This window comes from Kitasatospora sp. GP82 (genome assembly GCF_029892105.1).
In the GTDB taxonomy this organism is placed as follows: Bacteria; Actinomycetota; Actinomycetes; order Streptomycetales; family Streptomycetaceae; genus Kitasatospora.
In genome coordinates, this window is record NZ_JARZAJ010000002.1 from 250,974 (window position 1) to 275,935 (window position 24,962).

Here is a 24,962-nt window from a genome sequence, read left to right on the forward strand (position 1 = left end):
GATGTCACAAGTTGGGGCATCTGAACCAGAGAACTCGATCGTTCACGTGCATGCCGTGGTCTGCAGGTCTGCTGCTTCTCGTCAGCGACGATCTCCCTTCAAAGCTAGGCGGGGTGGTGATTGACCGCGCTGTGCAGCGCTGGGACGGCCTCTGCGCCCAGCCTGGTGGCCACCGCCGTCGGGAGTATCGCCGAGCTTCTTGGTGTCTACTTGCACCAACTCGCCCGGGTCGGTGTGTTCGTAGCGTCGGATGACCCCGCTGGCGGTGCGGTCGAGGTGAGCCAGGGGCGAGTCGGTAGCGGGTCAGGACCCGATGACCGGTCCCATCCCAGCAGGAATGTAATCCGGGCTGGGCCCTAGCGACGCGGCACGCGGACCTTGTTGATTCTGCGCTCGGTGCGGACAGAGGCCCGACGTGTGCTGTGGCGCGGGCGCGAGGAAGGTCGCCTATGCCCGCCTCGCCCAGTTAGCGATGGCGGTCGGCCCAGCGCTAGCCGTGGCCGGGGAAACCTCGAAGCACTCGCAGCGCGACGCAGTGGCCGGCCTTCGTCGACCGCAGTGGGCCCGGCGCAGACGTCCGACTCTCGATCAGGGGCGCGTTACGGCGTGCCACGAGGGCCTTGCTGCGCGCCGGTGCAAATGTCGCAATCCATACCGAGCCAGATGGCCCTCGCCCACTTCAAGATCACTCAGCGGTGACCCCGTCACCGACCACTGCAGTCACTGCCGATAGCGCGCCAATGCGCTGAACTCGCGTACCTGTCGGCAGAGTTCGGCATGATGGACTCATGATTCCTGAGTTCGATGTGCAGATCCAAAGCAACTACGACTTGAGTACGCTGCGTGTCGGCCTGACAGCCGAAGATGTGTCCGAGGGGTTCACTGAACATCATCAGTACGAGTGCATTGGGCTTCCGAGCTGGGACGATGCCGAAGAGTGCCTGAGAGCTGAGGCCGAAGTCATGGATCAAGCCCAGAAGTCCGCAGCTCCGGACGGCGTCGAAGCAATTCTCGATGACCTGATGGAGACCGACGATGTTGGATACGCCGAGATGACGACGTATTCCTTCTTCGGAAATGACGTTGGCGTGGCCGGTCTCAGCGTGGCGCTCGGAGCAGCACGGGTTGCCACCTTCTACTCCTGCTCGAGCGGCTTGGGGAAGCAGCATCATTCCGAGTACCCCATGGTTGGCGCGGTTCCTGACCATCCCCGCGCTGTCCTGCTCGCTGAGCTGATCGAGCAGAACGGCTGCGGTGTCGGCCAGGAGTTGGGGCGCTGGTACATATACGGCCGCTCAATCTGGGATATGCACGCCCTGGCCAAGGCGATTCTCACTGAAAGGGACATGTTCGATAGCCTGCCCCGACCATCTTGGGTGAAGGGGCTTGCCGAGCTCCTTGAAGAGATGGAGATGGAATAGGACAAAGGCTGAACCCGTCATTTCTGCCGTCTTCCATGCCCCCGCTGGGCACTGTCATGCACTGCGCCCGGCCCGCAGGAAGGAAAGTATCCGTGGATGGATATCAGCCGAGGCAGGACGAGGAAGGGAGCAGTAAGGGGAATGCGGTGAACGCGATTGGACAACACCTATTGGCTATGACAGGGAGCGAGCCCTCGATTTTTGGAATCGTGGCGCGCATGGAGAAGCAACTACTCAGTAACAACGGCCTTCATGTCATCGTCAAGCAGCGTGGTTTCTCGCTGTGGGCAGTAGGTCCGCAGCGGACAGCTTCCACAAACGGGCTCACTGTCGTGGCACATATTCGCCCCGATCAGGCGCAGCGCAGCCATGCGCAGCGGGGCATCATCGCCTGCACCAACCAGCTTTACCATGTTTACCCGGCCATCGCTGAGCCGGTTGGTCTGGTGGGCAGTGCTGTCATTGACGCGAGCGGCGACTCGGAGTGATCCCTGGCCGATCAGCAATAGATCCTGTCCGCTCAACAGCCGGAATAGTGCAAGCTCGGCTGGCTTCAGCTGAAGCAGCTCAGGTACATCGTCCAGCTTGCGCCACGCTGCAACGTTGTCGACGAGCGGCGTGAGCCGCTCCAGGCGCTTGACCGCGGCAGAGCTGGGGGCCAACGCGATCATCTTCGCGAGCATCGTGCTGGTAAGGGTGCTGGAGGTCCGCACGATACCGAAGACCTCCGCCAGCACGCCGCTTTTGACTTTCGCCCCTGAGAGCACAGCCGCTACAGCGGCATGGACAGGACGGGCCTTGGCAGCTGGCAGGTGGTACCAGTCGCCACCGTTGCGCTGTCGTTGCGCCCAGTCCGTCAAGGTGGCACGGACTTCGCGCCAGTAGGGTGTGAGGCCGCCAGCGGGGGCTTCAACACCGTCCACTGGTAGCAGGACCTCGGCGGCGGCCTGTCCAAGCATGGGAGGTACGGCGTTGCCGATCTGTCGGAACGCATCGCTTCGGACGCCGGCGAAGCGGAAGTCGTCCGGGAAGGTCTGGATCCGTGCCGCCTCACGCACGGTGAGAGTCCGATGCTGCTCGGGGTGGATGTACCAGTACCCGTCCTTGGCGATGTGGGCAGTGATGGTCCTACTGAGCTCTTCCCAGTCAAGGCGCTTGTACTTGTCAGTGAAGTTGTCGGCCTTGTACCGGCGCAGTTCCTCAGGCACCTGGGTATACAGGGTCTTGGAGGTCATCCCCTCGTAGATCTGCATGTCGTCCTCGCGGACGCCCCGAGTCATGTGGTCCCAGATCTTTCCGCGAGGGGCGTCTTTGCGCATCTGGCTGACGAACTCGGATGCCTTGCGCGGCTTGCTGTACGGGAGAACGCGTGCGCCCTTATTGAAGGGGGGCAGAGAGGGGAGGTCTCCGATGGCGTCACGCACGGTGGTCCAGGATTTCTGGGCCTCGGGCCATTCAAAGCGGTCCAGGTCGTTGCGGGCGTGCAGGATCAAGCGCTTGCGGTGCTGGGGAACGCCGTAGTTCCATGCGTCGGCGAGGCGGACCTGGGTCGCGTAGCCGCAGTCCTCCAGCCTCTCCTCGATGATGCGGATGACCCGGAAATCATCGCTGAGGCCCATGTCAGGGACATTCTCCATCAGCACAGCGCGCGGCTTGAGCTGCATGACGATGTCCAGGTAGGCGTTCCAGAGCTCCTTGCGGAGATCCTGTGGGTCTCGGCCGTGCTTCTCTACAAGACTGCGGATCTTGCTTCGACCCGCGCGGCTGAACGGCTGGCAGGGCGGTCCTCCGGCAACAAGGTCGATCTTGGCCGGTTTCAGTATTTCGACGAGTCGTGCACGCTCGTCCGGGTCGCCGAGATCCATGTGCAGGCTGAGGCCCGGGAAGTTAGCGGCGTGCGTCTCAAGGGCACGCTCGTTGAAATCTACGGCGGCAGCCACAGTCCAGCCGGCCCGCTTGAGGCCCAAGCTCAGCCCACCTGCGCCTGAGAAGAGGTCTACGGCCAAGAGCTCGTCGCCCTTGAGGCTCTCGACCCAAGCGGCGAAAGTCTCCGGGGTGCAGCTTTGCTCGTGCGGGCCCAGCGCGAGGTAGTCGCTCCGCTCGAGGGGCACACCGTAGAAGTCCCCCACCACCGACCTCCGACCGAACGACATGAATGGCTATCAGGACAGCGTGGAACAGGGCAACCTACCACTACGACCGCCCCTACGCCCACCGAGTTTGATCGGTGCGAGCGTCTCGTGGATCATACGATCCACCCTCTAGGCGGTCCTTCGTGGGTGTTTCCACAAGTCCGCAGTGCCTCTGCCGAGCCAAACCGGTCATCATCGCACGTAGTCCCAGGCGCCCCAATCGTAGGGCATGACAGCGGTTCACGCCGCCATCGAGCCAGCGAACTTTGCTCGAGACCGCGACAAATCGGATGGCAGGTGGCACTGTCCCCGGGGCGATGGAGAACGGCTCCCCGAGCTCCATGATGCGGATCGTCTGGTGCTCGTACCGTTCGCAGATCCGCTGGATCATCTGCTTCACCGCCTCCGTCGGAGGAGGAAGGGCCTCTGCGCACACCTTCTTGACAGATGTCGTGAGAGCCAACGCTTGCCCGAGCAGGCATGCAGATCAGTGGTGCGGGCTTCAAGGTCACCACGGTCGTTGGACCCGACTGACGGCCCGCCCATCAGCCGGGCTCATGCGAATCCGGCACTCCAAACGCCCCAGGTCAGCGACTACTCGCTGAGCGCTTCGCACGGACCTGGTCTGTAATCCGTCGGGCGACATCCGGGGGCGTCTCATGCTCCCAGAACCGCAGTACCGTCCACCCGGCCGCAGCGAGGTGCTCCGTCGTCTCCCGATCACGAACCTGGTTGCGGTCGAGCTTGGTACGCCACCACTGCGCATTGGCGCGGGGACTCGTTGCGTGCTGGGGGCAGCCATGCCAGAAGCACCCGTCGAGGAACACCGCGATTCGAACGTCACCGAAAGCGATGTCCATCGTGCGCCGCGGCATCCCCGGAACGGGGACGTGCACCCGGTAGCGCAAGCCGCTGCCGTGCAGCAGCCGGCGTACTGCCAGCTCCTGAGCGGTGTCACGAGAAGCCTGGCGGCTCATGCGTGCGGCGACGGCAGGCGTCGATGCGGTGGGCGACATACATCCAGTCTCCAGCACCAGGGCTCGCCTCAGCCATCGCCTCCGAGGAGCAATGCTCGGGAAGCCCCGGCCACATCAGGTCGGCGGGTACGCCGCGGTACAGATCGCCAACTACCCGACCGCTGACAGTGAGACGGCGGGAAACACCACCCGGCCGTACTCCGAGAGAACTACCGGCTCGATAATGGCGTCGCCGGTCGGCACGTCGGCGGTCGCGAGCGTGGACCAGCAGTCCCGGACGCGTTCATAGAGGGCGAACAGGCACCCCGCCTGTTGCGCGCCCTTGGACCTGCTCGACTCTAGCTTTCGCGGCCGCCAGTGCCCGTCGCGGTGCCGGCGGCGACTGTTGAGGGGCGGACAGAGTTCCACTTGTAGGAGATGTTCGAGCGCGAGGCCACAAACCTCGCCGCCGAGGCCCTCGATGCGCTCCCGCTCCTCAATAGGCAACGCGTCGAGCAGGCTGGGCCAGCTGACCACGACAACACGCTGCCAAATCTCCGGAGGGATGGTGTTCGCCAAGTGGTGGCTCTCGCCGATCGGAAGATCACGCAGGCGGCGCTCGCCCTCCTTACTCTGCCCCACGTAGGCAGGACCGTCGCCGTTGAGGTAGATGCCGTACAGCACCGGACCGGAAACTCGATCGTGCGAGTTATAGGGATTGGTGAGAAGATCTCCGACACGTGCGGCGAAAGCGAATCGGCGATCCTGCCACTGCTGCAGCGCATCGGCATCCACCGTCAGCGTGCGCAGGGATCCCCACCACGCGCGGTACGCCTCTTCGTGCTCCGGTCGTTGAGTCATCCGGCCCATTCTCGCTGACAACCCGACTGACATCACCCTCGACAGCAACAGAGCAGGAGTCCCTGCTCGTGGAGCCCATCCGAAGAGTTCGGGACTGTCCGAAAAAATTTGTGGGCGGTTGGTCATCCGGTGAAGCTGGGACGAGGGGTGTCCTGGCCGGAGAGGATCAGCGATGCCGAGTTCGGAGCTGGTGGGTCCGCAGGACCCTGAGGGTCGCGGGCGGCCCGCGCAGGCGGGGCTGGATGTTCAGCTGGGTCGTGAGTTGATGGAGCGGGCCCAGGCGGAGGGCGTGTCTCTGGTGGGCAACGGCGGCCTGCTGGCCGTGGGCCTCGGCACCGTGCGGCGCTTCGCGGAGGGGGACTCGGTGGAGGAGCTCACCCATTTGCTGCATCTCGCATACGCCGATCACGCCGCCGCTGGGCGGGTGTTCTTTGCCTCGTACCAGTCCGCGCAGGACACGGCCTACCGCTTGGGCAAGGGTGAGTGCTGGGTGGCGTTCCAAGGGAACGCGATGGTGGCGACGGTGACGGTGGCGGCTCCTTTCGCAGCCCCGGAGGAGTACCCGGCTCCGGCGGGCGCGGGGTCGTTCTGGCAGCTGGCGGTGGAGCCGTCGCAGCAGGGCACCGGGCTGGGGCAACGGCTGCTGACACTCGCGGAGGAACGGATTGCCGCGTTGGGTTCTGGACAGGTGGTGATCGACACGTCGTCCCAGGCGAGCGAGCTGGTCGGCTGGTATCGCCGGCGTGGATACGTACCGGTGGGCACGTGGCGGTGGGACGTCACCAACTACGACAGCGTCGTCCTGGTGAAGGACCTGTCGGAGCGCTGATCGGGGCTGGCGGGAGGCATGCTGCGGGTGGCGGCCCCGCGTGGAAGCCGCCACCCGCAGCATGCTCATCCGCGTGGGCGTCTACTGGTTGAGGGCGCGGGTCGCTTCCTGGATAGCGATGCTGAGGGCCTCGTCGAGGGCGTCGACGCGGCGGCCTCCGGCGTTGGCGACTGGTCCTTTGCCGCCTGTTCCGCCGCCTACGGCGCGGGCAGCGGCGGCGAGGATCTGGCTGGCCTCGGCTCCTTCGCTGAGGAGACGGGGCGTGATGGCGGCGACGAGCAGGGCTTTGTCGTCGTGTTCGGTCCCAAGGATGACCACGGCGCGGTCGTTGCGGAGGCGGTCGGCTGTGGCGGCGGCGAGGACGCGGAGGTCATCCGCGCCCAGCCCCGTGACCCGCTGCGAGACGATCCGGCCCCCGGGTACCTGGCGGGAGCCCGCGGCGAGTTGCCCGGCCTGGGCCCGTAGATCGGCCTCGCGCAGGCGGACGAGTTCCCGCTGGGTGGTGACCAGGGCGTCGAGGCGCTTGTGCAGGGCCTCGGGGGCATCCTTCGGGCGTGTGCCGAGGAGTGTGGAGACTTCTTCGAGCAGCCGGCGCTCGGAGTCGTGGTGGCGGAGGGTGCCGTGGCCGGTGAGGGCTTCGATGCGGCGGTGGTTGTTGCCGACCGAGGACTCGCTGAGCAGGCGGAAGGCTCCGACCTGGGAGCCGTGGCCGACGTGGGTTCCGCCGCACAGTTCGCGGGAGAAGTCGCCGATGTCGACGATGCGCACGGTGTCGCCGTACTTCTCGCCGAACAGGGCGATGGCTCCGGCGGCCTCGGCTTCGACACGGTCGGCGTGCCAGGCTCGGACCGCAGGGTCGTCGAGGACGTGGCCGTTGACGGCGGCTTCGATCTCGGCGAGCTGGTCGGTGGTGACAGCGGAGAAGTGGGCGAAGTCGAAGCGGAGCCGGTCGGGTTCGACGAGGGAACCCTGCTGGCGGGCGTGATCGCCAAGGGTGGCGCGGACGACGGCGTGCAGGATGTGGGTAGCGGAGTGGGAGCGCATGAGGCCCTTGCGTCGATCGGCGTCGACAGTGGCTTCGCCGCTCGCTCCGGTGCGGATCTCACCAACGAGCACGCGGGCCCTGTGGGCGCGGAAGCCTTCCAGGCCGTATCGGGTGTCGGTGATCCGAAGCAAGGCGCCGTCGTTGGTGCGCAGGGTGCCGGTGTCGCCGATCTGGCCGCCGGCTTCGGCGTAGAACGGGGAGCGGTCGAGGACGAGTTCGACATCGGCGCCTTCGGGGGCGGTGGTGGTGACGCCGCCGTCGAAGATCAGGCCCAGGACGGTGACCTCTGCCGTGAGGTGGTCGTAGCCGAGGAAGTCGGTGCGGGGCAGGTGGGCGGACAGCTCGCGGTAGGTGTCCTGCTTGCGCAGGGCTTCGGTGGTCTTGGCCTTACCGCCGGCCTTGGCGCGCTTCTTCTGCTCGCCCAGCAGGGTGGCGAAGCGGTCTTCGTCGACTGTCAGCCCGGCGTCGTGGGCTGCCTCGACGGTCAGTTCCAAGGGGAAGCCGAAGGTGTCGGCCAGTTCGAAGGCGGTCTCGCCGGGCAGCGCGGTGGACCGGCTTTCACGGGTACGGGTGATCGCGGCGTTCAGCAGCCGGGTGCCCTGCGCGAGGGTACGGGTGAACGACTCCTCCTCGGCGGTGACGACCTGCTCGATGAGGGCGGCTTGGTCGGAGAGTTCGGTCCAGACGTCGCTGAGGTTGGCAATCACGCTGCTGGTGATCAGCGCCAGGACGTCCTGGTCGATGCCGAGCAGTCGGGCGTGGCGGACCGCACGGCGCATGAGGCGTCGCAGGATGTAGCCGCGTCCGTCCTTGGCGGGCAGGACGCCGTCGGCGATGAGGAAGGCGATGGAGCGGGCGTGCTCGGTGACGACCTGGAAGGAGACCTTCTCCTCGCCGCTGCCGGGGTAGTCGCGGCCCGCGAGTTCCTGGACCGTCTTGAGGGTCGGCAGGAGCAGGTCGGTCGTGCAGACGTTCTCGACGCCCTGGAGGATGGCGGCGAGGCGGTCGAGACCGAGGCCGGTGTCGATGCTCGGCTGGGCGAGGTCGCCGAGGATCGGGAAGTTGCCCTTCTTGTCGCCTTCGCCGCGCTGCGACTGCATGAAGACGAGGTTCCAGATCTCCATGAAGCGCTCGCCGTCGACGGCGGGGCCGCCTTCGGGGCCGAAGGCAGGGCCTCGGTCGTAGTGGAGCTCGGAGGAGGGTCCGCAGGGGCCGGGGACGCCCATGGACCAGAAGTTGTCGTCCATGCCCAGGCGTTGGATGCGCTCGACGGGGACACCGATCTTGCGCCAGAGCCGCTCCGCCTCGTCGTCATCCTCGTAGACGGTGACCCAGAGTCGGTCCTTCTCCAAGTTGTAGCCCTGGGCGTAGGCGATGGCGTCGGCCTTGAAGTAGTCGCCGAAGGAGAAGTTGCCGAGCATCTCGAAGAAGGTCGCGTGCCGGTTGGTGCGGCCGACGTTGTCGATGTCGGAGGTACGGGCGCACTTCTGGATACTGCTGGCGCGGGGGAACTCCGGGGTGACCTCGCCCAGGAAGTAGGGCTTGAACTGGTTCATACCGGCGTTGGTCAGCAGCAGGGTCGGATCGGAGGGGATCAGCGGACTGGACGGGACCTGGCGGTGCCCGCGGGAGGCGAAGTAGTCCAGGAAGGTGGAGCGGATCTGCGTCGAGCGCATGGCGGTATGGCCTCACGGAAGAGTCGTGGAGGGTAGGGGGAGATCACACGCCGAGCCGGGCCGAGAACAGGGACTGAGAGGTTCTCAGTTCTCCAGCTCGACGCAGATAGCTCGCGCCCCCACGGTGTAGACCATGACTCCAGATCCGTTGCTCACTGGGTGGTGCAGCCAGCACTGACAGAACGGTGTGCTGTGGCCGCACCACCAAGATAGCGGGTCCGACGTCAAGATCGCTGACTTCTTCCTGCTGCCACATGCCCACCAGAACGAACAGTGCGGCGGTCACGTCCATCGAGAATGGGAGGACGACGTCAGCGCCGGACTGGGCGCGCGGTAGGGCGGCGATGACAAGGAACGCGAGCCCCCGGATTCGGCTCGCGCGAGCTGGCCAGGAGTCCGTCCTACCGCCAGTCGAGGACGAGCAGGCTGCGGGCAAAGATGCATGATGTTGCCCTGGCAACCGCAGGCTGTACGGCCGACCACCTGTCACCCAGTCAGCACAAGCTGCCCTGCCGGCGTACGGGGTGCACCATGGAAGACCTGTCGGGCATGCCACTCGCGATGCCGCCCGGAAACGGATGGAAGGCCCACCTGCGGACCGAGGACCAGCCGCCCCGCCAGCCCAAGCACGTGCTGCCTGCTCGCCTCGCTGCGGCCGACGAACCGCTGCGAGACAAGAATGCGATGCCCCTCGCCCAGGCCCAGGACGCCCTTGTCGAAGAGTTTGTGGTGCAACGAGCACAGGCACAGGCCGTTGTCGACCTCGTCCGGACCGTCGTATGACCACCAGCGCACATGCGCGGCCTCCAGCCCGACGCTGCTCGCGCCGAGCATCCCGTCGTAGCCGCAGAAGGCGCACTGGAACTCATAGGCCGTCAGGACGAGTTCACGCATCCGCCGATCCCGCTGCCGTCGCGCAGCGGTCTCCGCACCACCCGGCAGGCCGGCCACGGGCCCGGTCTCGGCCAGCTCCAGGTCGAGGCCGACGGCCTCGCACAGATCGGTGTGCAGTGACGGCGGGAAATGGATGTCCAGCAGCAGTCTGGCCAGCCGCCCCAGTAGCGAAGGCTCCGCGGCGAGCGCTGTCCGCAACTCCGGCACGAGCCTGCCGGTAGCGCCGCTGGAACGGAGAGCCCGGACCCCACTCCCCGGGCTTCCCTGCCCACGATCGGTCCTGACCTCCCACACGCCGTCACTGACCAAATGATGGAAGGGGTACGCGGGGGTCGTCGGGTTCGGCGGCCCGTACTCGACCAGCAGCCGCTTTAGCTCCTCCTCGACCACGCTGTAGCGCAGTTCACCATCAGCATCCTGCTGGAAGCTGCCGAGCGCGTACAGCAGCAACAACGGCTTGTGCGGTGCGCGGACCTCGTTGTTCGTCCACTGTCGCAGCTTCGCCACCCGATCGAGCCAGTCCATGGCCGCCAGCGTAGTTCGTGGCACCGACGTCAACTCCGTTGCGGTGCTTGGCGTCTCAGCCTAGGTACGGGTACGTGCCAGCGAGGCAGTCGCCGACCTGCTGGCGCATGCTGGGGGTGGATGTCGTACTGGTCGAGGTCCGCAGGCTGGATCCAGCGGACGCCGTCGGCGTAGGCGACCATGTGGTGCGGGTTGGCGTAGACACTCAGAAAGCCGGTGACCTCGGCGATAACACCGATCTCCTCCAGGCAATCGCGCACCGCACACTGGGCGGCTGTCTCGCCGATGTCCCGAGCTCCACCAGGCAGGGCCCACTGCCCGGTGGAGCAGCGGCGCTGGAGCAGGATGGCGCCGTTATCGTCGACAACGAGCAGGTTGCTCGCAGGTATGAGTGGTCCGAACTTGGCCGGTTCAAACTCGCAGACACGTGTCCGGGCCAAGGAGCGTTGTGATCAACTAGGGCCGTTGCTGCTCTCACACCGGGATGTGGACGCTGATGAGCGATCAGGCGGGCGAGCTCGAGCCATGGCGGATCCACGGAGATCGAGTGGTGTACGACAACCCCTGGGTGAAGCTCGCCCTGGTGGATGTCGAGCCGCCAGGAGTTCCGCGGTTCGAGCATCATGTGGTCAGGCTGAAGCGGGTGGCCATTGCGGCGGTCATGGACTCCGAGGACCGTGTGCTGATGCTGTGGCGATACCGCTTCGTGCCGAACTCCTGGGGCTGGGAGCTTCCGGGCGGCATCGTCGATCCCGGGGAGGACGGCCGGCAGGCGGCGCTGCGTGAGGTGGAGGAGGAGACCGGCTGGCGTCCGGACGGCCTTGACCACGTGGTGACGTTCCAGCCGATGGTCGGGATGGTGGACTCCCCCCACGAGGTCTTCGTCGGCGAGGGAGCGACCTTGGTGGGCGAGCCCGAGGAGGGCGAGGAGGCCGGACTCATCTCGTGGGTGCCGCTGGCCGATGTTCCGGCGCTCATGGCGGAGGGGAAGCTGATGGGCTCCGGCACCCTGGTGGCGCTCCTTCACATCCTGGCTGCCCGAAAGCGGTAGGTCGCCTTCGGGCCAGACCCCCGGCGACAGCTGGCGCATGCTGGGGTGGATGACGTATCGGTCGAGATCGGCGCTGGATCCAGCGGACGCCGCCTGCCTCGTCGTTGATCGTAGGCTCACCGCCCAGGGGGCGGCCGATGTAGGCGTTCTCGTACTACTGGCGGATCTCGCCATCGGTGTAGGCGGTGATGCGGTTGGGGTTGGTGTAGACACCCAGGAAGCCGGTCACCTCGGCGATGACGCCGGCCTCGTCGAAGAACAGCACACCAGATGCGGTGCGGGGCTGGGCCACCGCCTCGTGACCTTGGGAGTCAGTCATGATCCGGGCCTCGCCGACGCCCCCAGCCGAATCTGCGGGCAGGCGCCTACGGCTGCGGGCGCAACAGACTTGAATCCGTATTCGTCACCTTGACGCAAATTCGCCGGAACAGGCTGGCCGCGCCGCTTGGGTCTGACATGCTGAAGGTCCATCGAGAGGGGCCTCAAACGATGCAGTGGAAGATCCATGGGGAACGTCCCATCTACGAGAACCCATGGGTGAACCTGTGGTTGGTCGACGTCGAGCAGCCCGACGGGCACCGCTGGGAACACCACGTGCTCAAGTTGCGGCACCTGGCCGTGGCTGCGGTGGTGAACGACCAGAAGCAGGTGCTGATGATGTGGCGGCACCGCTTCATCACCGACTCGTGGGCCTGGGAGCTTCCCATGGGCCTGATCGAAGCTGACGAGACCCCCGCGGAGGCTGCCGCCCGCGAGGTGTTGGAGGAGACAGGCTGGAAGACCGGTGAGGTCAAGCCGCTCATCTACGCGCAGCCTGCGAACGGGATCACCGACTCGGAACACTTCGTCTTCCGGGCCGACGCCGTCGAGTACGCCGGACCACCAACCGAACGGAACGAGTCGGACCGCGTTGAGTGGATCCCGCTCACCGAGCTGCGCGGCATGATCGACCGCCGCGAGATCGTCAGCAGTGGCTCCCTGGTCGGTGTGCTGTACCTGCTGCTCGATGAGGCCGGCCTGTAGTCAGATGCTCATGTCCCGGATGCGTACCGACAACTCGGCGGCCGGCCGGGTGGTGCGGTAGGGCACCAGCAGCTGACGGAACTCCTGGAGGTGCGCGAGCACTCTGGGGGACGCCACCTCGGCTGCCAGGTCGAGGGCCCTCCCGGCCGTGGCGCACGCCAACTCCATCTCTCGACGTTGGAGTTGGGTGCGCGCGAGCCAGAAGGAATGGAACGCGCGCCCCCGAAGGTTCGCCGCCGCCTCGCTGCGCAGGGCCTCTTCGATGAGCGGTTCGGCCGCAGACGCGTCGCCGAGCTGGCCCAGCGCGATGCCGGTGTCGACGGTGAGCTTCGTCCGATCGAAGTACTGGACCCACGCCGGGCTGTCATCGGCGGGGTCGATCCGTTCGAAGTACCGATGCGCGTCCGCGATGGCTCGGCGGGTGGACTCCTGGTCCTGCGCGCTGGCATGGCCGAAGGCTTCCCGCATGGACAGCATCGCCATCAGCCTCGGCGTGCCGGCGTCGAACCGAGCGCTGTCCTGCGCGGCCCGGGCCAAGGTGATCGCGTCGCGGGCCTTGTCCTCGTAGGTGGCCTGGAGGCTGAGGCAGGAGAGCACGTTGGCGACGAACGGCCGGTCGTCGATCTCGCGCGCCAGGCGCAGAGCATCGGTGAAGTAGGTCCGAGCCGTGCTGTACTCCCGGGCGTCGAAGTACGTCCACCCCGTGAGGCGTGCGAGTTCGGCCGCGATGCCGTGGAGACTGCGCTGGTGGTTCGGATCGGCCGTGTCGCGCAGAATGCCCATGACGTATCGCAGTTGGCCCATCACGGCCGGCCGAAGTGCTTCGCCGCCGTGCTCGTCGTCGCGTCGCCAGTAGTCCTCGATGGATGCCTGGAGGGACCTGAGAACCGTCGGCGTGGCCTTGGCGCCGGCCGCGATGGCGAGGATGTCGTCCAGCTCGCGATTCGGCAGCACCGAATCCCCGGTTGAGGTGACCTGGTGGCTCATCGGCCGCGTGGTGTCTCGGGAAGTGGCCGACAGACGCTCCCACGCTCGGGGAGCAAGGCCGACCATGTGGCCGGGGATGCGGAGGCCGTCCGCGATGCGCTCGATGACGGCCATGTTGGTGATCGTCCGACTGCCCGCGATGACTTCACCCACTCGACTGGGCGTCAGCTCGCAGACCCTGGCGATGCGGGACGGATGGAAGCCACCCTTGGCCTTCGCCAACCCGAAGATGACCGCGAAGTCCCGCACCTTGCAGGCGGCGACCATCTCGGGGTCCGCCAGCAGGCGACTCGGCAGCCCCGACGAAGGCGTGGATTCGGTCATGTCCGGCACCCCCAGCACCGGGAAGATCATCACTCGGTGTCACGTGGCATAACTGACCGCGAGTCTACCCATGGTGGGTACACACCTGGCCCTTATTCCGGAACCGCCCGCCCGGCAATCCTGGGGTTCCTCCGAGAGCAAGCCGGAGGAACCCCGACTGAGAGGGCGGTCCGTGCTGATGAGCCCGACGAACAACGCCGAGCTGCCGGCACCACAGACGTGGGAGGTTGAGCCGGAGCTGACGGCCGTCCCGTCAACCCGCCGCCTGATCAAGGGGATTGCCCAGCACTGGAGCGTCCCGTTGTCCGATGCCGCGCTGCGGGACGTCGAGCTCTGCGCCAGCGAGGTGCTCACCAACGCGGTCGAGCACACCCGCGCCCGGTTCCGGGTCACCGTGCGGTGGACCGGCGATCGTCTGCGCGTCGAGGTCGCGGACAACAGCCTCTGTACGCCCGACCCCGGCAGCGCTGAGGACACGATCACGGGCGGACGTGGTCTCGTCCTGGTCGACGGGCTCGCCCACTCCTGGGGCTGGTATCCCGAGGGCGCCGGCAAGGTCGTGTGGTTCGAGTGCGCCGCTGACCAACTGGTGACCGGAGACAGACGGCTCGCCGTCCTTGTCCACGCCACGCAGGCCCAGACAGCTTGCCTGCCGCAGTCAGCCTGACCCTCTCAGTCTCCACCCGGCCCCTGGGGGATCACGGGCCGGGTGGACGCGGCGCCGGTCGCCATACCCCTTTGGTCGGCTGGCGCCACTCCAGTCTTCCTGCCGGCACCCCGGCGGGAGTTCTCAAGAAGAAGGGAAGAAGCACATGGTGCAGGACACCCCGACGGCTCCGGTCGCTGAGGGCGGCCTCCTGGTCGCCGCGCGGAAGATCGCCGCTGCCCGGGCTCGTACCGAGCAGCCGTCCGACGTCAGCAGCGGCCGTTCCGACGGCAACGACTGATAAGGACGCCCACGATGCATGATGCCGCTTCGTGGGCGGCGCGTCTGGGCGGGGACTCGTTCCTCGCCCAGACGTTCAACCGCTCCTACGCCGTCATCCCAGGGCAGACCGCCGACGTCGCCGGCCTGCTGTCCTGGGACGACCTGAACTCCATCCTCGCCACCCAGCGCCTGGAGCCCCCTCGGCTTCGGCTGTCGATGGACGGCGAGATGCTGCCCCTGCACCGGTACGCGCTGCCGGTGACCACCCGCCGGGCGGTGACCTGGCACCGCATCCAACCGGCTGAACTGCAGGCGCGGTTGGCCGAGGGTGCCTCGCTGGTGCTGGACTCGGTCGAGAAGATCCACCCGCCGATCGGGGCCGCCGCCGAGGCCCTGGAACGGTTCCTCGGCACGCTGGTGCAGGTCAACGCCTACGCCTCGTGGACCGAACGGGAGGGCTTCGGCACGCACTGGGACGACCACGACGTGGTGGTGGTCCAGATGTACGGGGCCAAGCGCTGGCGGTTGTACGGCCCCACCCGGACCGCGCCGACCTTCCGGGACGTGGAGGCCCCGGACCAGCCGGAAGGCGACCCGGTAGCCGATCTCGTCCTGACGGCCGGGGACGTGCTCTACCTGCCGCGCGGCTGGTGGCACGCGGTCAGCGCGGACCAGGGAACGCCGTCCCTGCACCTGACCTTCGGCCTGGTCACCCACACCGGAGCCGACCTGCTGACCTGGGTGGTGGACCAGCTGCGCTCCCACCTCGCCTTGCGGCTGGACGTGCCGCGCTTCGCCTCACACGGCGAGCAGGCCGCGTACGTCGACGAACTGCGCAAGGAGATGCTGACCGAGCTGTCCGATCCCGAACTGGTCAGCCGCTGGGCCGAGTCGGTCGACACCACGCACTACGGCCGGGCGGTCACGTCCCTGCCCTACATCGACGGCCTTCCGGCTCGGCCGGAGATCACGGTCCGGCTCACCGCGCCTCGGGCCAGGATGACCGAGAGCGGGCCGGACGGCACCGTCACCCTCGCGGCGGCGGGGACCGCGTGGGACTTCGCCGGCCAGGCGGCCCCGCTGCTGCGGGTTCTGCTGGCCGGGCAGCCGGCCACCCTCGGATCGCTGGCCGCTACAGCCGACCTGGAGGTGAAGGACGTGGCGTCGCTGCTCTCCGTCCTGATCAAGGGCCAGGCTGCCTCCGTGGTCGGGACGGCGCTGTGACCGCCGCCCTCGCGCTGGGAACGTACCGGGTGCGCGCCGTCAGCCAGGCGGCGCGCACCGCCCTCGCTGCCGGGGCACGATGGGTGGACACCGCCCCCAACTACGCCCACGGGTTGGCGCATCAGGAGCTGGCGTCCGTGTTGGCTGCCCACCCGAGCGTCCGGGTGAGTACGAAGACGGGCTTCCTCACGACCGCCCAAGGGCGTGCCGCCGTCGAGGCCAACGTGCTCACCCCGGAGCAGGCGGGGGTAGGCCACAGCCTCGATCCCGCGTTCGTGCGGTGGCAGACCGAGCAGTCCCTGAGTGTGCTGTGCCGCGCCGACCTGGTCTTCGTCCACAACCCCGAGCAGGCCGCGTCCAGCCACGACCGCACCCGACTGCACGGTCTTCTACGGGGAGCGTTCGCCGTACTGGAGGACTTCGCCCAGGCCGGCCGAATCGGCGGCTACGGCGTCGCCACCTGGTCGGGCCTGAGCTCGGGCGCGTTGACGGTGGCAGAGCTTCTCGGCCTGGCCGAACAAGCCGCCGGCTCTGCGAGTCACCACTTCAGCGGACTGCAGCTCCCGGTGAGTCTGGTCATGGCCGAGCCCATCGCCAAGGCGCTCGACGGCGGCGGACCCCTCGTGGAGGCGGGGGACGCCGGGGTGATCACCTTCGCGTCCGCTCCGCTCCATGGCGGAGAGCTCCCAGGGTTGATGACACCCGAACTGGTGGACCTCATCCGGCCCGGGATGTCCGCCCCGGCCGCTGCGCTGCTGGCCGTGGCGTCGTGCCCTGGCCTGGATGTGGTGCTGCTGTCCGCGAGCACCGCGAATCACTGGCACGATGCGGAAAAGGCTGTGGCCATCCCGCTGGAACGCGACCGAATCAGGAGCGTGATCGATGCACTCGCCGCCGGATGAGGAGACCAGACTCCGCATGGAGGCCGCCCACGCCAATGCGGCTGCACTTCTCGGGCTCACCTGTACCAGCGCTCCTGTGTGGGGGTTCCTCGGCTGCACGATCAGCCGGCGGGCCAGTGACCTCTGGCTGCGCGTGGCCTCCACTGCCAAGGCGAACGCTGGCCGGAAGCAGGGGGAAGGCAGCGTCGGTGCATCGGTCCTGGTGTCGGACGACGTGCCGCGTCCCAGACTGCACGACGTGCTCGACTGGACCGACGACACCTACGCCTACAAGGCCGAGGTCGCCGACTACGTCCCTCATCCGGTCATCTCGCCCGACCGGCCGGACCTGGCCCACGATCCCGGCCTCCCGGACGAGTGGTGGGGGAGCCTACGGCGAGCCCTCCATCGGCTGGGCCAGGCGGAGGGCGTTCGGATCACCGTGCGGTCCGGTTGGATCGACAAGGCGTTCCCGCAGTTCCTCGGCATCCCCGCACCCGAGAAGATCGAGCGCGTGACCGGCCACGGTGACCTTCACTGGGGCAATCTCACCGCACCGCTCGCCCTCCTCGACTGGGAACGCTGGGGCCGGGTGCCCGTCGGCTATGACCCCGGCCTGCTCCACGCCAACAGCCTGTTGGTTCCCGGGCTCGCCGCTCGCATCCGAGACGAGTTCTCCTCGATCCTCGGCACGCCCGCCGGCCGGATCGGCGAACTGGCCGCGCTGGCCGAGATGCTGCAAGCAGTCGCACGGGGCTGGTATCCGGAGCTCGCCCCGCTTCTCGCCGAGCGCGCCACCGAACTCACCGACGTTCAACCCCCCGTCGCCGAGCACTCGGAGATCACTGCGTGACTGCCCTGGCAGTCCGGGCCGGCGGACGCCCCTCGTTCAACAGGACTGTGGGCAAGGGGCGTTCCGGTGCCAGGCTGCTCCTCGACGCTTGGATCAGGCATACCCAGTCCTGGGTACCGACGTTGTGATCCACCAAAAGCCGGCGTATTCCCGGCTGGCACGCTGGGTCCAGATCCAGCGGCTCTGTTCGGCCTGCCTCCTTCCTAGCGGGGCCAGTCGTCACAACCATCCAGTGCCATGAGCGTTGGTCATGCCGGGTGTCGAACTCGGCGAGGGTGGTCCAGCCCTTCCTCCACTGGCCTCGGCCGTGATACTTCGCTCGGCAAGAGCACGTACACAGTGCACCTCTCGCGTTCTTGCAGCTAGACGTGCACGCCTCATGTGGGTTGTATTCGCGGCCCACCATGACGTGCCGACTCCTGGCAAGCAACTCACCTGCCAGGTGTAGAAAATGCTGGTTGGGGACCGTCCAGCATCCTCGCCGCTCGTTCCAGACGGGCCTGTTTTTGGTCCGGAGATAGGAGCTGATCAGCTCTTCGTGGTCCCAGCTAGTGCGTTGGGGGAGCCAGATGCCGAGTGGCCCGCTGGCCGGGAGCGCGATAGAGGCATGGTGATCGTCGCGCCAGCCCGGGAGCCAGCCTGGGGGCTTGAGGAAGGTACGTAATGGGGCTGTAAAGCGCTCCGCGCGGCGCACTGGTGAGAGAACACCTTCACCACGTTTCCCGGTCGCTTCTTGGGCTGGCATGCCAGACGCGAAGCACTGAAACGGGCTGTGCTTGGTTCGACAGTGAGGAACGACATTTCCAGACTCGTCGACGTCGACGATCTGTCCGCAGGTCCGGCACATCGCGTCAGGTCTCAAGTGGCTCCGTCCATTGTGGCGCGCCTGGTAGGTGCCTTCGGGACTGTGGGGAGTTAAGCACTCCGAGTGAGCGTACTGGTGCATTGCTGTGAGCGCTGGGCTAATCCGTACATCAGACGAGACCGCTAGGGACGGCCTCTGTCCACCGCGCAACTGGCCCGGTTGGGGCGCGCACGGCGCCCCAACCGGGTTCGCTAGCAAGATGGGTGGTCGATAGTGGTCAGCGGCTTGGTCGCGTCGTCCGCGGGATAGGCGGTGTCGGCGGAGGTGTGGTGAGGCGGGTGATCGCTTCGGTGGCCGCCCGGGAAGCGCCAGCAGTCCTGGAGAGGGCAGCTGCGGTACGACGCTCCTCCGGCGTGGCCGTCGGCACGGGGGCGGGGAGGCCGGCGTCACGGCGGATGCGCCAGGTGAGGACGGCTGCGGGCGAGGCGGCCGTGGCGAGTTCGCGTCGTCCTGCGGCCTGGGCGAGCAGGACCGCGGGGTCATGGCCGACCGCTTCAACCTCGGCAAGGGTGACGGCCAGGGCGCCCCAGCTGCCGCTGCCCAGGACCCGGGTGCTTTGGTCGGCGGGCAGTGCCTGCCGGACGGCCTGCGCCTGCCGGTCCCGAACGGGCTGGGGCAGGCTGCGGCCCCGGGTGTCGAGGTGGGCGATCGGCTTGCCAGCGTGGCGCGCATACGCGGTGCGCAGGTGGGCGGCGGCATCGCGGGCGTGGCCGGCCTGGCGGTGGTGGCCCTGGGCGGCGTGCAAGAAGGTCGTCTGAGTGCGCCGCGCGACGCCCGAACTGACCACCGGCGAGCGGGTCGTGGGCGATCCAAAGTCGAAGGCCGGCAAGCGCCCTGTCGGCATCCCGCCGGAGATCGTCCCGGAGTTCGAGCATCATCTGGCCTGCTACGCGCAGGAGGGGGACGACGGCCTACTGTTCGTCGGCGAACGCGGAGCTCCGTTCCGCCGCTCGACCTTCGGCCGCAAGTGGCGCAAGGCCCGCGCGAAGATCGGCATGGACGACCTCCACTTCTACGACCTGCGCCACACCGGCAACGTCCTCGCCGCCAGCACCGGCGCCAGCCTCAAGGACCTCATGGCCCACATGGGCCACGCCTCCGTCCGCGCCGCGCTGATCTACCAGCACGCCACGGCCGAGCAGCAGACCAAGATCTCCAACGGGATCTGCGCGGCCGTCGTCGATATCCGCACCCGTCGTCGGCGCGCTCCCTCCGAGAGCACAAAGGAAGCCCGCGAGGCGTAGAAGCCCCAATCGCCAAGAAGCCCGGCCGGCCTCACCGGCTGGCCGGGCTCCCCAACACCGACACGTCCTCTACCACCGTCCCGCGTCGACGCACATGTATGTCTGCCTGCAGGATGCGACCGGGAGGGACCCGACACATCCGTCAACTCGGCCAGTCTCCGGGCCTGATCAGCCACGCTTCGGGTCGACAGCCGGTTCGACTGGGGGCCTGTGTCCGACATGGGCCTCGTACCGGTACTCGGCTTCCAGCACCGCGACAACCACGTCCAGAGACCCAGACAGGAACATCCAGGGGTCCTCGACAGCGTCGCGGACCCGCGACACCCACCCACTGGCCGGTGCCTGACACTCCAGCCAGGGCAAGCCGCTCAGGTGGCTGTAGACGTAGACCTTGCCAGCGAGTCCATGGCGCGTCAGCAGTCCCTCGATCCAGCGGTCCACCGCTTCCGGCTCGACGTCGTCAGGCAAGGTCTCGATCGGTTCGACGGAGATGTCCCAGAAGCCCCAGGTGGTTTCCCTGACCCAGGCGGGCACCGCACTGGACTCGATCCCCTGTCCCGTGAACAGCCCGGACAGCTTTCGACTGATTCCCTCCAGCGCTGTCTTTTCCCGATGCTCTCTGAGTTTCTTCTGGAGCTTACTTTCCATCGCATCCGCTCTGGTTGTAGTAGATGTGATGTTTCGGCAGGATCTGCTTGTACGGCCTGCCTTGCATGTTCACATCGCGCGGCTCTCCTTCCGGAGCCTTTCCTGCGTGGAAGTGCGGGTAAGGCGCCCTGGCGTCGGACGTGTGCTCGGCGATGACCCTGGCACCCTGCGGAGTCTCGTACTGGTAGTAACGCCCCCATCCCGCTCGCGGGTCCTTGTTGGGGTCCCCCTTGGGATCGTACGGCCGGTAGACGTAGTTGGCCCTGTGCTGCTGCTTCGGGTCCCCGCCGATCGTCCATTGGCGGATCGGCTGGTTTCCGCGGGGTATACCGGCCATGTCCCTGGCGGCGTTGAAGGCTTCCCGCCGCGAGTTGAACACCGGATTGTGTTCAGCTGCGAGACCGAAGGGGTCGATCCAGGTATGGGGGTTGTCGACGTACGTGTGCGGATTGGGGGCAGGCGCGAGGCCGAGGGGATCGGGAGTGAGGTAGCGGGCCGTGGTGGGGTCGTAGTACCGGTGGTGGTTGTAGTGGAGGCGGGTTTCGGGGTCGTAGTACTGGCCAGGGAAGCGGAGCGGTGTGCTGGTGATGCTGGTCCTGGGCTGAGTGGTGGCGCCCCAGAGGGCGGTGCGGGCCTGCCACGCGGTGGTGCCGTCGGGATTGAGCAGATGTGTCGGAGTGCCAACGAGATCAGTGATGATGGCGAAGAAGCGGCGGTCGATCTCGTCCTGGGTGACTTCGGGAGTGACCAGGCGCTCGGTCTGAGCGACCGGGTGGTAGCCGTGGTGGTCCCACGTCAGGGTGTAGGGGCCGGGCAGGGCCGGGCTGTGCGCAGTCTGCTCGGCGAGGGTGGGGCCGTCCCACGTGAAGTCGGTCCACTCGGTCACGACCGCGCCGTCGCCGTCTCCGGTGACGTGCTGCTTGGCGATGCGCCGACCGAAGGGGTCGTAGAGGTACTGCCAGCGGGAACCATCGGGTGTGGTGACAGAGGCGAGACGGTCTTCCGCGTCCCACGTGTAGCACCAGGTGTCGATCCGGCCAGATATCGTCGCCTGTTTGCGGGTGATGACACGACCCTGCTCGTCGTGTTGGTAACTGGTGCGGCCGGCCGTCCGGATGAGGGTGCCGTGGTAGGTTCGCCCGCCCTGGGCGGCCTCGTCGCGACGGGTCGGCCAAGTGGCGTCGGTCAGGTTGCCGAGGTCGTCATAGGCATACGCCTCAGTCCAGTTGGCGGCCTGGACGGAAGTGACCCTGCCGACGCGGTCGAGCGTGAACTGGCTGGTGCCGGTGTGTTGGTCGGTGATGGCGGTCAGGGCACCGTTCGGACAGTAGGTGTAGGCGCGGTGCTGCAGGAGGCTCTTGCCCGAGCCATGGGTGAGAGCCTGCGCGGTGAGACGGTGGAGGCCGTCCCAGGTGGTGGCGAGCGTCAGATCCGGTCCGATACGGCGCGTCATCTCCCGACCGGCGAGGTCGCGCTCAAAGGTGACCGCGTGGCCGGAGGCTGAGATCGAGCAGACGCCGCCCGCCGGGTCGTAGGACCAGGCGGTCTCGGCCCCGGACGGGGTGCGGCGGCTGGTCCGGCGGCCGAGCACGTCATAGGCGAGGTCGAGCGTCCGTCCATTGATCGTCTCAGCTGTGAGACGGCCCATATTGTCATGGACACGGTTCAGCTCGACGCCGGGAATGGACGCCTGGATGAGACGACCGGCTCGGTCATAGCCGTACGTCGCGGTCCGGCCGTCGGCGTTTTTGGAGACCATGTTGCCCATGGCGTCGTAGCTGTACGTGACGGTCTGTCCGAGGGCGTTCGTACGGGAGATCAGCTGACCTGCCGCATCGAAGGTGCATGAAAGTGTGGAGCCGTTAAAGTCCGTCTCTGCGACCGCTTGGCCTGTCGGGGCGTAGGCGTAGGTCCAGGTCAGGCCCTGCGGGTTGGTGACTCCGGTGAGTTGGAGCTCCGTGTCGTAGGTGAAGGTGTAGCGGGCGCCGTCGGGCCCGGTCCGGGCAGCGAGCAGGTCGAAGTGGGTGTACTCCATCGCCGTCACGGCGCCGATCTGGTCGGTGTGGGAGAGGGTGTTGCCCTCGGCGTCGTAGGTCCAGACTTCGGCAGCACCATCGGCGGTGACCTGCGAGATGAGTCGTCCCTCGACCGTCCACGTGTAGTGCGTGGTGTGTTCGAGAGGGTCCGTCACGGCGATCGGGCGGCCGAAGGCGTCGCGGTGATAGGCGGTCCGGCCTCCGACCGGGTCGATGACCTCGATGACCAGGCCGGCGGCGTTGTCGCGCACTTGGGTGGTGTGGCCCAGCGCGTCCGTCACGGACGACAGGTGACCGGCTTCGTCATAGCCGAATCGGGTGGTCACACCGGCCGGGTCGGTCAGGGCGATGCGATTGCCCGCGTGGTCGTACGTCTGCCGCCAGATCGCGCCGTCCGGTGTCTCCACCTCGATGGGCAGGCGCAGGTTGTTGTACCGGACGGACATGTGCGTGCCGTCCGGGTGGTCGACGTGGACGATCTCACCGTCGATGTCCAGGGTGTAACGGGTGGTGCGGCCGAGTTGGTCGGTGTGGGAGAGCAGACGCCCATAGCGGTCGTGATCGGTGTACACGGTGTTGCCGGCCGGGTCTACGACCTTGGTGAGATGGTGGTACCGGTCGTAGTGGTAGCGCGTGCGGTGGCCCAGGCTGTTGGTGGCTGTGGTCACCCGGTTCTGCTCGTCGTAGTCGAAGGCAGCGGCGAGCGCCCCGTTCGAGCCGTGCCCGCGGATCACCCGGCCGTCGACGCCGTACTCATACGCGTACCAGAAGCCGTTTCGGTCCGTCCACGAGGTGATTCGGTCGTCAGCGTCGTAGCTGTACACCAGCGGAGTGCCGGTCGAGTTGATGATCTCGGCGAGGCGGCCTCGGGCGTCGTAGCCGTAGGTCATCACGGTGGTGCCCAGTCCGCGATTGGTGCCGTCGAGCAACCGGAGGGCCTCGATGCGGGGGCCGGCCGCCGTGTGGATGACATCGACTGCGACCCGGTATCCGCCGGAGTGGTGGATCTCGGTTGGGAGCCCACTGTCGTCATACAGATAGTCGATGCGGTGTCCGTTGCGGTCGGTCACGGCGCTCAGTGGGCGGGTTGCCCCTTCCCCGGGTATTGCTGCGAAATGGCGTATCCAGCCCGCTTCGGCGTCCTCGATCCTTATGACGTCGTCATCCTGCTCCCACGTCAGTGGCCAGCGAGCACCGTCGGTCGGCATGACCTTCTGGCCAGGCTGGACAGGGCGCGGGTAGTGGAGGATCTCGGCGTCTTCCCCCGCGCAATGGATGCCCTGGTCGTCGATCTGCACGCGCTGGTCCAAGGTGGAGGACCATCCAGGCCCGAAGTGGCGTCCGCTCAGGTATCCCGAGGCATACGACCGCCGGATGGCCAGGGGCAGGGCGCCGGGCAACTCGAGATCGGTCTTCGACATGATCATCTGGCCGGAGACCACATCCACCGGGTCACCAGCAGTCTGGCACTTCCGGTTGCCGTGTGATGCCTGGCCGGGCTTGCTAGGTCCGCCCAGCGACGGCTCTCCCTTGCCCGGTCGACCACCTGCCCTGACGCCGCCGCCAGACATACGAGGCTCGTGGGGCAGATCCTTCTTGCCGCCGTCGAGGATCCTTCTCAGCTCCGCCGCGTGCTTGGCGTCGGCTTCGGCGGTGTTCTCGGCGACCTTCTTCAGGTTGTTCCCGGCGGAGTGGTAGAAGTCCTTCACCGCCTTGCCGGCGTCCTTCGCCAGCGTGCCGCCGATCTTCTGCGCCGCATGCTCCAGCGCCTTGACGATCTGATTGCTCACTCGAAGCTCACCCCCGCAAGCTTGGACTGGAACGCCTCAGCGTGAGCGGCCACCGCCTCGGCGTGGTCGTGCATGGTCTGCGCATGCGCCTTCAGCGCTTCCGGGTCGATCCGGAAGCCGGAACCCGCCGACCCGCCGCCGGATACCCCGAGTGCGGACTCCGCAGCCTGGAACACCAGCCCGCTCACCGCCCGTCCGACGACCTCCACGAGCGGGTCGACAGCGGCCTCGATGACCTGGCCCATGATGTACTGCTCCAGTTGCTGCTCCAGGTAGTTGACGAGTTTCTTCGCCGCCTCCTCGATCAGCACCAGAGCAGCCTCTGCCGCACCGAACGTGGCGACGGCCGCCGCCTGGTCCGCCACGAAGGCCGCAGCCATGGCCACCAGCTCGGCGATCGCCTCCGCCTTCATGGCCACGATCACGTCTGCCGCCACGTCCAGAGCGGTGGCCACCACGTGGCATGCCTCAACCAACTCGTTCATGTGACTACTCGACAGCTGTGACCACTTGGCCAGCAGGGCCTCGTACGACGCGCCCTCGTACGCCTCTCCGATCTGTTGCACGGTAGAAGTGGACTCCTGGTGCGTCTGCTCCACATTGCTCGCGAACTCCCGCACATGCGACGCGAATTCGCGGACCTTGTCCTCGTTCACCTGAGGCCAGTTGATCCCGATGAACTGAAGGAACGACACCACCTCACCAGGCAACTCAATCGCCACAGCACCCCCACTCGGCAGATAATCCGATAGAGGCTACCCCGTTGGCG

The 24,962-nt window shown here is 67.1% G+C and carries 20 protein-coding genes and 2 pseudogenes; 10 read left to right on the forward strand and 12 right to left on the reverse strand.

Translation table 11 applies throughout. From position 1 onward, the window contains the following. The first annotated feature begins 788 nt into the window (after positions 1-788). Positions 789-1,421, forward strand: a complete 633-nt coding sequence (locus P3T39_RS02835; RefSeq protein ID WP_280695649.1) for a hypothetical protein — start codon at positions 789-791, stop codon at positions 1,419-1,421. Between the two features lie 230 nt (positions 1,422-1,651). Here P3T39_RS02835 and P3T39_RS02840 read toward each other — a convergent pair whose 3' ends face one another. The 3 genes from P3T39_RS02840 to P3T39_RS02850 form a co-directional block, all read right to left on the reverse strand. After that, positions 1,652-3,550, reverse strand: coding sequence for a DNA cytosine methyltransferase (locus P3T39_RS02840; RefSeq protein ID WP_280695650.1), 1,899 nt, complete (start codon positions 3,548-3,550; stop codon positions 1,652-1,654). Positions 3,551-4,140: 590 nt separating this feature from the next. Next, positions 4,141-4,569 carry a very short patch repair endonuclease gene (locus tag P3T39_RS02845; RefSeq protein WP_280695651.1) on the reverse strand — a complete coding sequence of 143 codons (429 nt, stop codon included), beginning with the start codon at positions 4,567-4,569 and terminating at the stop codon, positions 4,141-4,143. Between the two features lie 111 nt (positions 4,570-4,680). Further along, positions 4,681-5,370, reverse strand: a complete 690-nt coding sequence (locus tag P3T39_RS02850; RefSeq protein ID WP_280695652.1) for a GIY-YIG nuclease family protein — start codon at positions 5,368-5,370, stop codon at positions 4,681-4,683. Positions 5,371-5,542: 172 nt separating this feature from the next. Here P3T39_RS02850 and P3T39_RS02855 point away from each other — a divergent pair, with 172 nt between their 5' ends. Beyond that, positions 5,543-6,199 carry a GNAT family N-acetyltransferase gene (locus P3T39_RS02855; RefSeq protein ID WP_280695653.1) on the forward strand — a complete coding sequence of 219 codons (657 nt, stop codon included), beginning with the start codon at positions 5,543-5,545 and terminating at the stop codon, positions 6,197-6,199. An 81-nt stretch (positions 6,200-6,280) separates the two neighbouring features. Here P3T39_RS02855 and alaS read toward each other — a convergent pair whose 3' ends face one another. The 3 genes and pseudogenes from alaS to P3T39_RS37500 all read right to left on the reverse strand — a co-directional run bounded on the left by alaS (position 6,281) and on the right by P3T39_RS37500 (position 10,779). Continuing rightward, positions 6,281-8,920 carry an alanine--tRNA ligase gene (gene alaS, locus P3T39_RS02860; RefSeq protein WP_280695654.1) on the reverse strand — a complete coding sequence of 880 codons (2,640 nt, stop codon included), beginning with the start codon at positions 8,918-8,920 and terminating at the stop codon, positions 6,281-6,283. Positions 8,921-9,406: 486 nt separating this feature from the next. Continuing rightward, complete coding sequence (locus tag P3T39_RS02865; protein ID WP_280695655.1) at positions 9,407-10,339, reverse strand: phosphorothioated DNA-binding restriction endonuclease; 933 nt, start codon at positions 10,337-10,339, stop codon at positions 9,407-9,409. A gap of 55 nt (positions 10,340-10,394) precedes the next feature. Further along, positions 10,395-10,779 (reverse strand): annotated as a pseudogene (locus P3T39_RS37500) (NUDIX domain-containing protein). Positions 10,780-10,835: 56 nt separating this feature from the next. On the opposite strand from P3T39_RS37500, the gene P3T39_RS02880 reads away from it, so the two are divergent. After that, positions 10,836-11,390 (forward strand): NUDIX hydrolase, encoded by a 555-nt coding sequence (locus P3T39_RS02880; protein ID WP_348534300.1) that lies wholly within the window; start codon positions 10,836-10,838, stop codon positions 11,388-11,390. Between the two features lie 30 nt (positions 11,391-11,420). On the opposite strand, the pseudogene P3T39_RS37505 reads toward P3T39_RS02880, so the two are convergent. Beyond that, positions 11,421-11,643 (reverse strand): annotated as a pseudogene (locus P3T39_RS37505) (NUDIX hydrolase); the annotation flags it as partial. Positions 11,644-11,879: 236 nt separating this feature from the next. Here P3T39_RS37505 and P3T39_RS02890 point away from each other — a divergent pair. Beyond that, positions 11,880-12,413 (forward strand): NUDIX hydrolase, encoded by a 534-nt coding sequence (locus P3T39_RS02890; RefSeq protein WP_280695657.1) that lies wholly within the window; start codon positions 11,880-11,882, stop codon positions 12,411-12,413. Here the strand turns inward: P3T39_RS02890 and P3T39_RS02895 are convergent, their stop codons facing one another. Further along, on the reverse strand, positions 12,414-13,724 hold the full coding sequence (locus P3T39_RS02895) for a hypothetical protein (protein ID WP_280695658.1): 1,311 nt from the start codon (positions 13,722-13,724) through the stop codon (positions 12,414-12,416). Positions 13,725-13,902: 178 nt separating this feature from the next. Here P3T39_RS02895 and P3T39_RS02900 point away from each other — a divergent pair, with 178 nt between their 5' ends. The 5 genes from P3T39_RS02900 to P3T39_RS02920 all read left to right on the forward strand — a co-directional run bounded on the left by P3T39_RS02900 (position 13,903) and on the right by P3T39_RS02920 (position 17,610). Next, positions 13,903-14,391, forward strand: a complete 489-nt coding sequence (locus tag P3T39_RS02900; protein ID WP_280695659.1) for an ATP-binding protein — start codon at positions 13,903-13,905, stop codon at positions 14,389-14,391. Positions 14,392-14,536: 145 nt separating this feature from the next. After that, complete coding sequence (locus P3T39_RS02905; protein WP_280695660.1) at positions 14,537-14,671, forward strand: hypothetical protein; 135 nt, start codon at positions 14,537-14,539, stop codon at positions 14,669-14,671. A 14-nt stretch (positions 14,672-14,685) separates the two neighbouring features. Next, positions 14,686-15,876, forward strand: coding sequence for a cupin domain-containing protein (locus P3T39_RS02910; protein WP_280695661.1), 1,191 nt, complete (start codon positions 14,686-14,688; stop codon positions 15,874-15,876). Continuing rightward, complete coding sequence (locus tag P3T39_RS02915; protein WP_280695663.1) at positions 15,873-16,778, forward strand: aldo/keto reductase; 906 nt, start codon at positions 15,873-15,875, stop codon at positions 16,776-16,778. Before P3T39_RS02910 ends, P3T39_RS02915 begins: the two co-directional genes overlap by 4 nt. Further along, positions 16,759-17,610, forward strand: coding sequence for a hypothetical protein (locus P3T39_RS02920; RefSeq protein WP_280695665.1), 852 nt, complete (start codon positions 16,759-16,761; stop codon positions 17,608-17,610). The genes P3T39_RS02915 and P3T39_RS02920 overlap by 20 nt, the downstream gene beginning before the upstream one ends. Before the next feature lie 1,082 nt (positions 17,611-18,692). Here the strand turns inward: P3T39_RS02920 and P3T39_RS02925 are convergent. After that, a complete protein-coding gene (locus P3T39_RS02925) occupies positions 18,693-19,220 on the reverse strand; it encodes a relaxase (RefSeq protein ID WP_280695666.1) in 528 nt (175 codons plus the stop codon). A gap of 13 nt (positions 19,221-19,233) precedes the next feature. Between P3T39_RS02925 and P3T39_RS02930 the strand changes: the two genes are divergently transcribed. After that, positions 19,234-19,719 carry a tyrosine-type recombinase/integrase gene (locus P3T39_RS02930; RefSeq protein WP_280695667.1) on the forward strand — a complete coding sequence of 162 codons (486 nt, stop codon included), beginning with the start codon at positions 19,234-19,236 and terminating at the stop codon, positions 19,717-19,719. A 168-nt stretch (positions 19,720-19,887) separates the two neighbouring features. Here P3T39_RS02930 and P3T39_RS02935 read toward each other — a convergent pair whose 3' ends face one another. Genes P3T39_RS02935 through P3T39_RS02945 form a run of 3 tightly spaced genes read right to left on the reverse strand, consistent with a single transcriptional unit; the run spans position 19,888 to position 24,888 of the window. After that, a complete protein-coding gene (locus P3T39_RS02935) occupies positions 19,888-20,367 on the reverse strand; it encodes a hypothetical protein (RefSeq protein ID WP_280695668.1) in 480 nt (159 codons plus the stop codon). Then, complete coding sequence (locus P3T39_RS02940) at positions 20,357-24,193, reverse strand: DUF6531 domain-containing protein (protein WP_280695669.1); 3,837 nt, start codon at positions 24,191-24,193, stop codon at positions 20,357-20,359. The genes P3T39_RS02935 and P3T39_RS02940 overlap by 11 nt, the downstream gene beginning before the upstream one ends. Further along, a complete protein-coding gene (locus P3T39_RS02945; RefSeq protein WP_280695670.1) occupies positions 24,190-24,888 on the reverse strand; it encodes a WXG100 family type VII secretion target in 699 nt (232 codons plus the stop codon). Before P3T39_RS02945 ends, P3T39_RS02940 begins: the two co-directional genes overlap by 4 nt. Positions 24,889-24,962: the final 74 nt, after the last annotated feature.

Bases quoted from the DNA above. Each gene is read 5' to 3' on its own strand.
- P3T39_RS02835 (WP_280695649.1), top strand. From the start codon at position 789: ATGATTCCTGAGTTCGATGTGCAGATCCAAAGCAACTACGACTTGAGT.
- P3T39_RS02845 (WP_280695651.1), bottom strand. From the start codon at position 4,569: ATGTCGCCCACCGCATCGACGCCTGCCGTCGCCGCACGCATGAGCCGC.
- P3T39_RS02850 (WP_280695652.1), bottom strand. From the start codon at position 5,370: ATGACTCAACGACCGGAGCACGAAGAGGCGTACCGCGCGTGGTGGGGA.
- P3T39_RS02855 (WP_280695653.1), top strand. From the start codon at position 5,543: ATGCCGAGTTCGGAGCTGGTGGGTCCGCAGGACCCTGAGGGTCGCGGG.
- alaS (WP_280695654.1), bottom strand. From the start codon at position 8,920: ATGCGCTCGACGCAGATCCGCTCCACCTTCCTGGACTACTTCGCCTCC.
- P3T39_RS02865 (WP_280695655.1), bottom strand. From the start codon at position 10,339: ATGGACTGGCTCGATCGGGTGGCGAAGCTGCGACAGTGGACGAACAAC.
- P3T39_RS02880 (WP_348534300.1), top strand. From the start codon at position 10,836: ATGAGCGATCAGGCGGGCGAGCTCGAGCCATGGCGGATCCACGGAGAT.
- P3T39_RS02890 (WP_280695657.1), top strand. From the start codon at position 11,880: ATGCAGTGGAAGATCCATGGGGAACGTCCCATCTACGAGAACCCATGG.
- P3T39_RS02895 (WP_280695658.1), bottom strand. From the start codon at position 13,724: ATGACCGAATCCACGCCTTCGTCGGGGCTGCCGAGTCGCCTGCTGGCG.
- P3T39_RS02900 (WP_280695659.1), top strand. From the start codon at position 13,903: ATGAGCCCGACGAACAACGCCGAGCTGCCGGCACCACAGACGTGGGAG.
- P3T39_RS02905 (WP_280695660.1), top strand. From the start codon at position 14,537: ATGGTGCAGGACACCCCGACGGCTCCGGTCGCTGAGGGCGGCCTCCTG.
- P3T39_RS02910 (WP_280695661.1), top strand. From the start codon at position 14,686: ATGCATGATGCCGCTTCGTGGGCGGCGCGTCTGGGCGGGGACTCGTTC.
- P3T39_RS02920 (WP_280695665.1), top strand. From the start codon at position 16,759: ATGCACTCGCCGCCGGATGAGGAGACCAGACTCCGCATGGAGGCCGCC.
- P3T39_RS02935 (WP_280695668.1), bottom strand. From the start codon at position 20,367: ATGGAAAGTAAGCTCCAGAAGAAACTCAGAGAGCATCGGGAAAAGACA.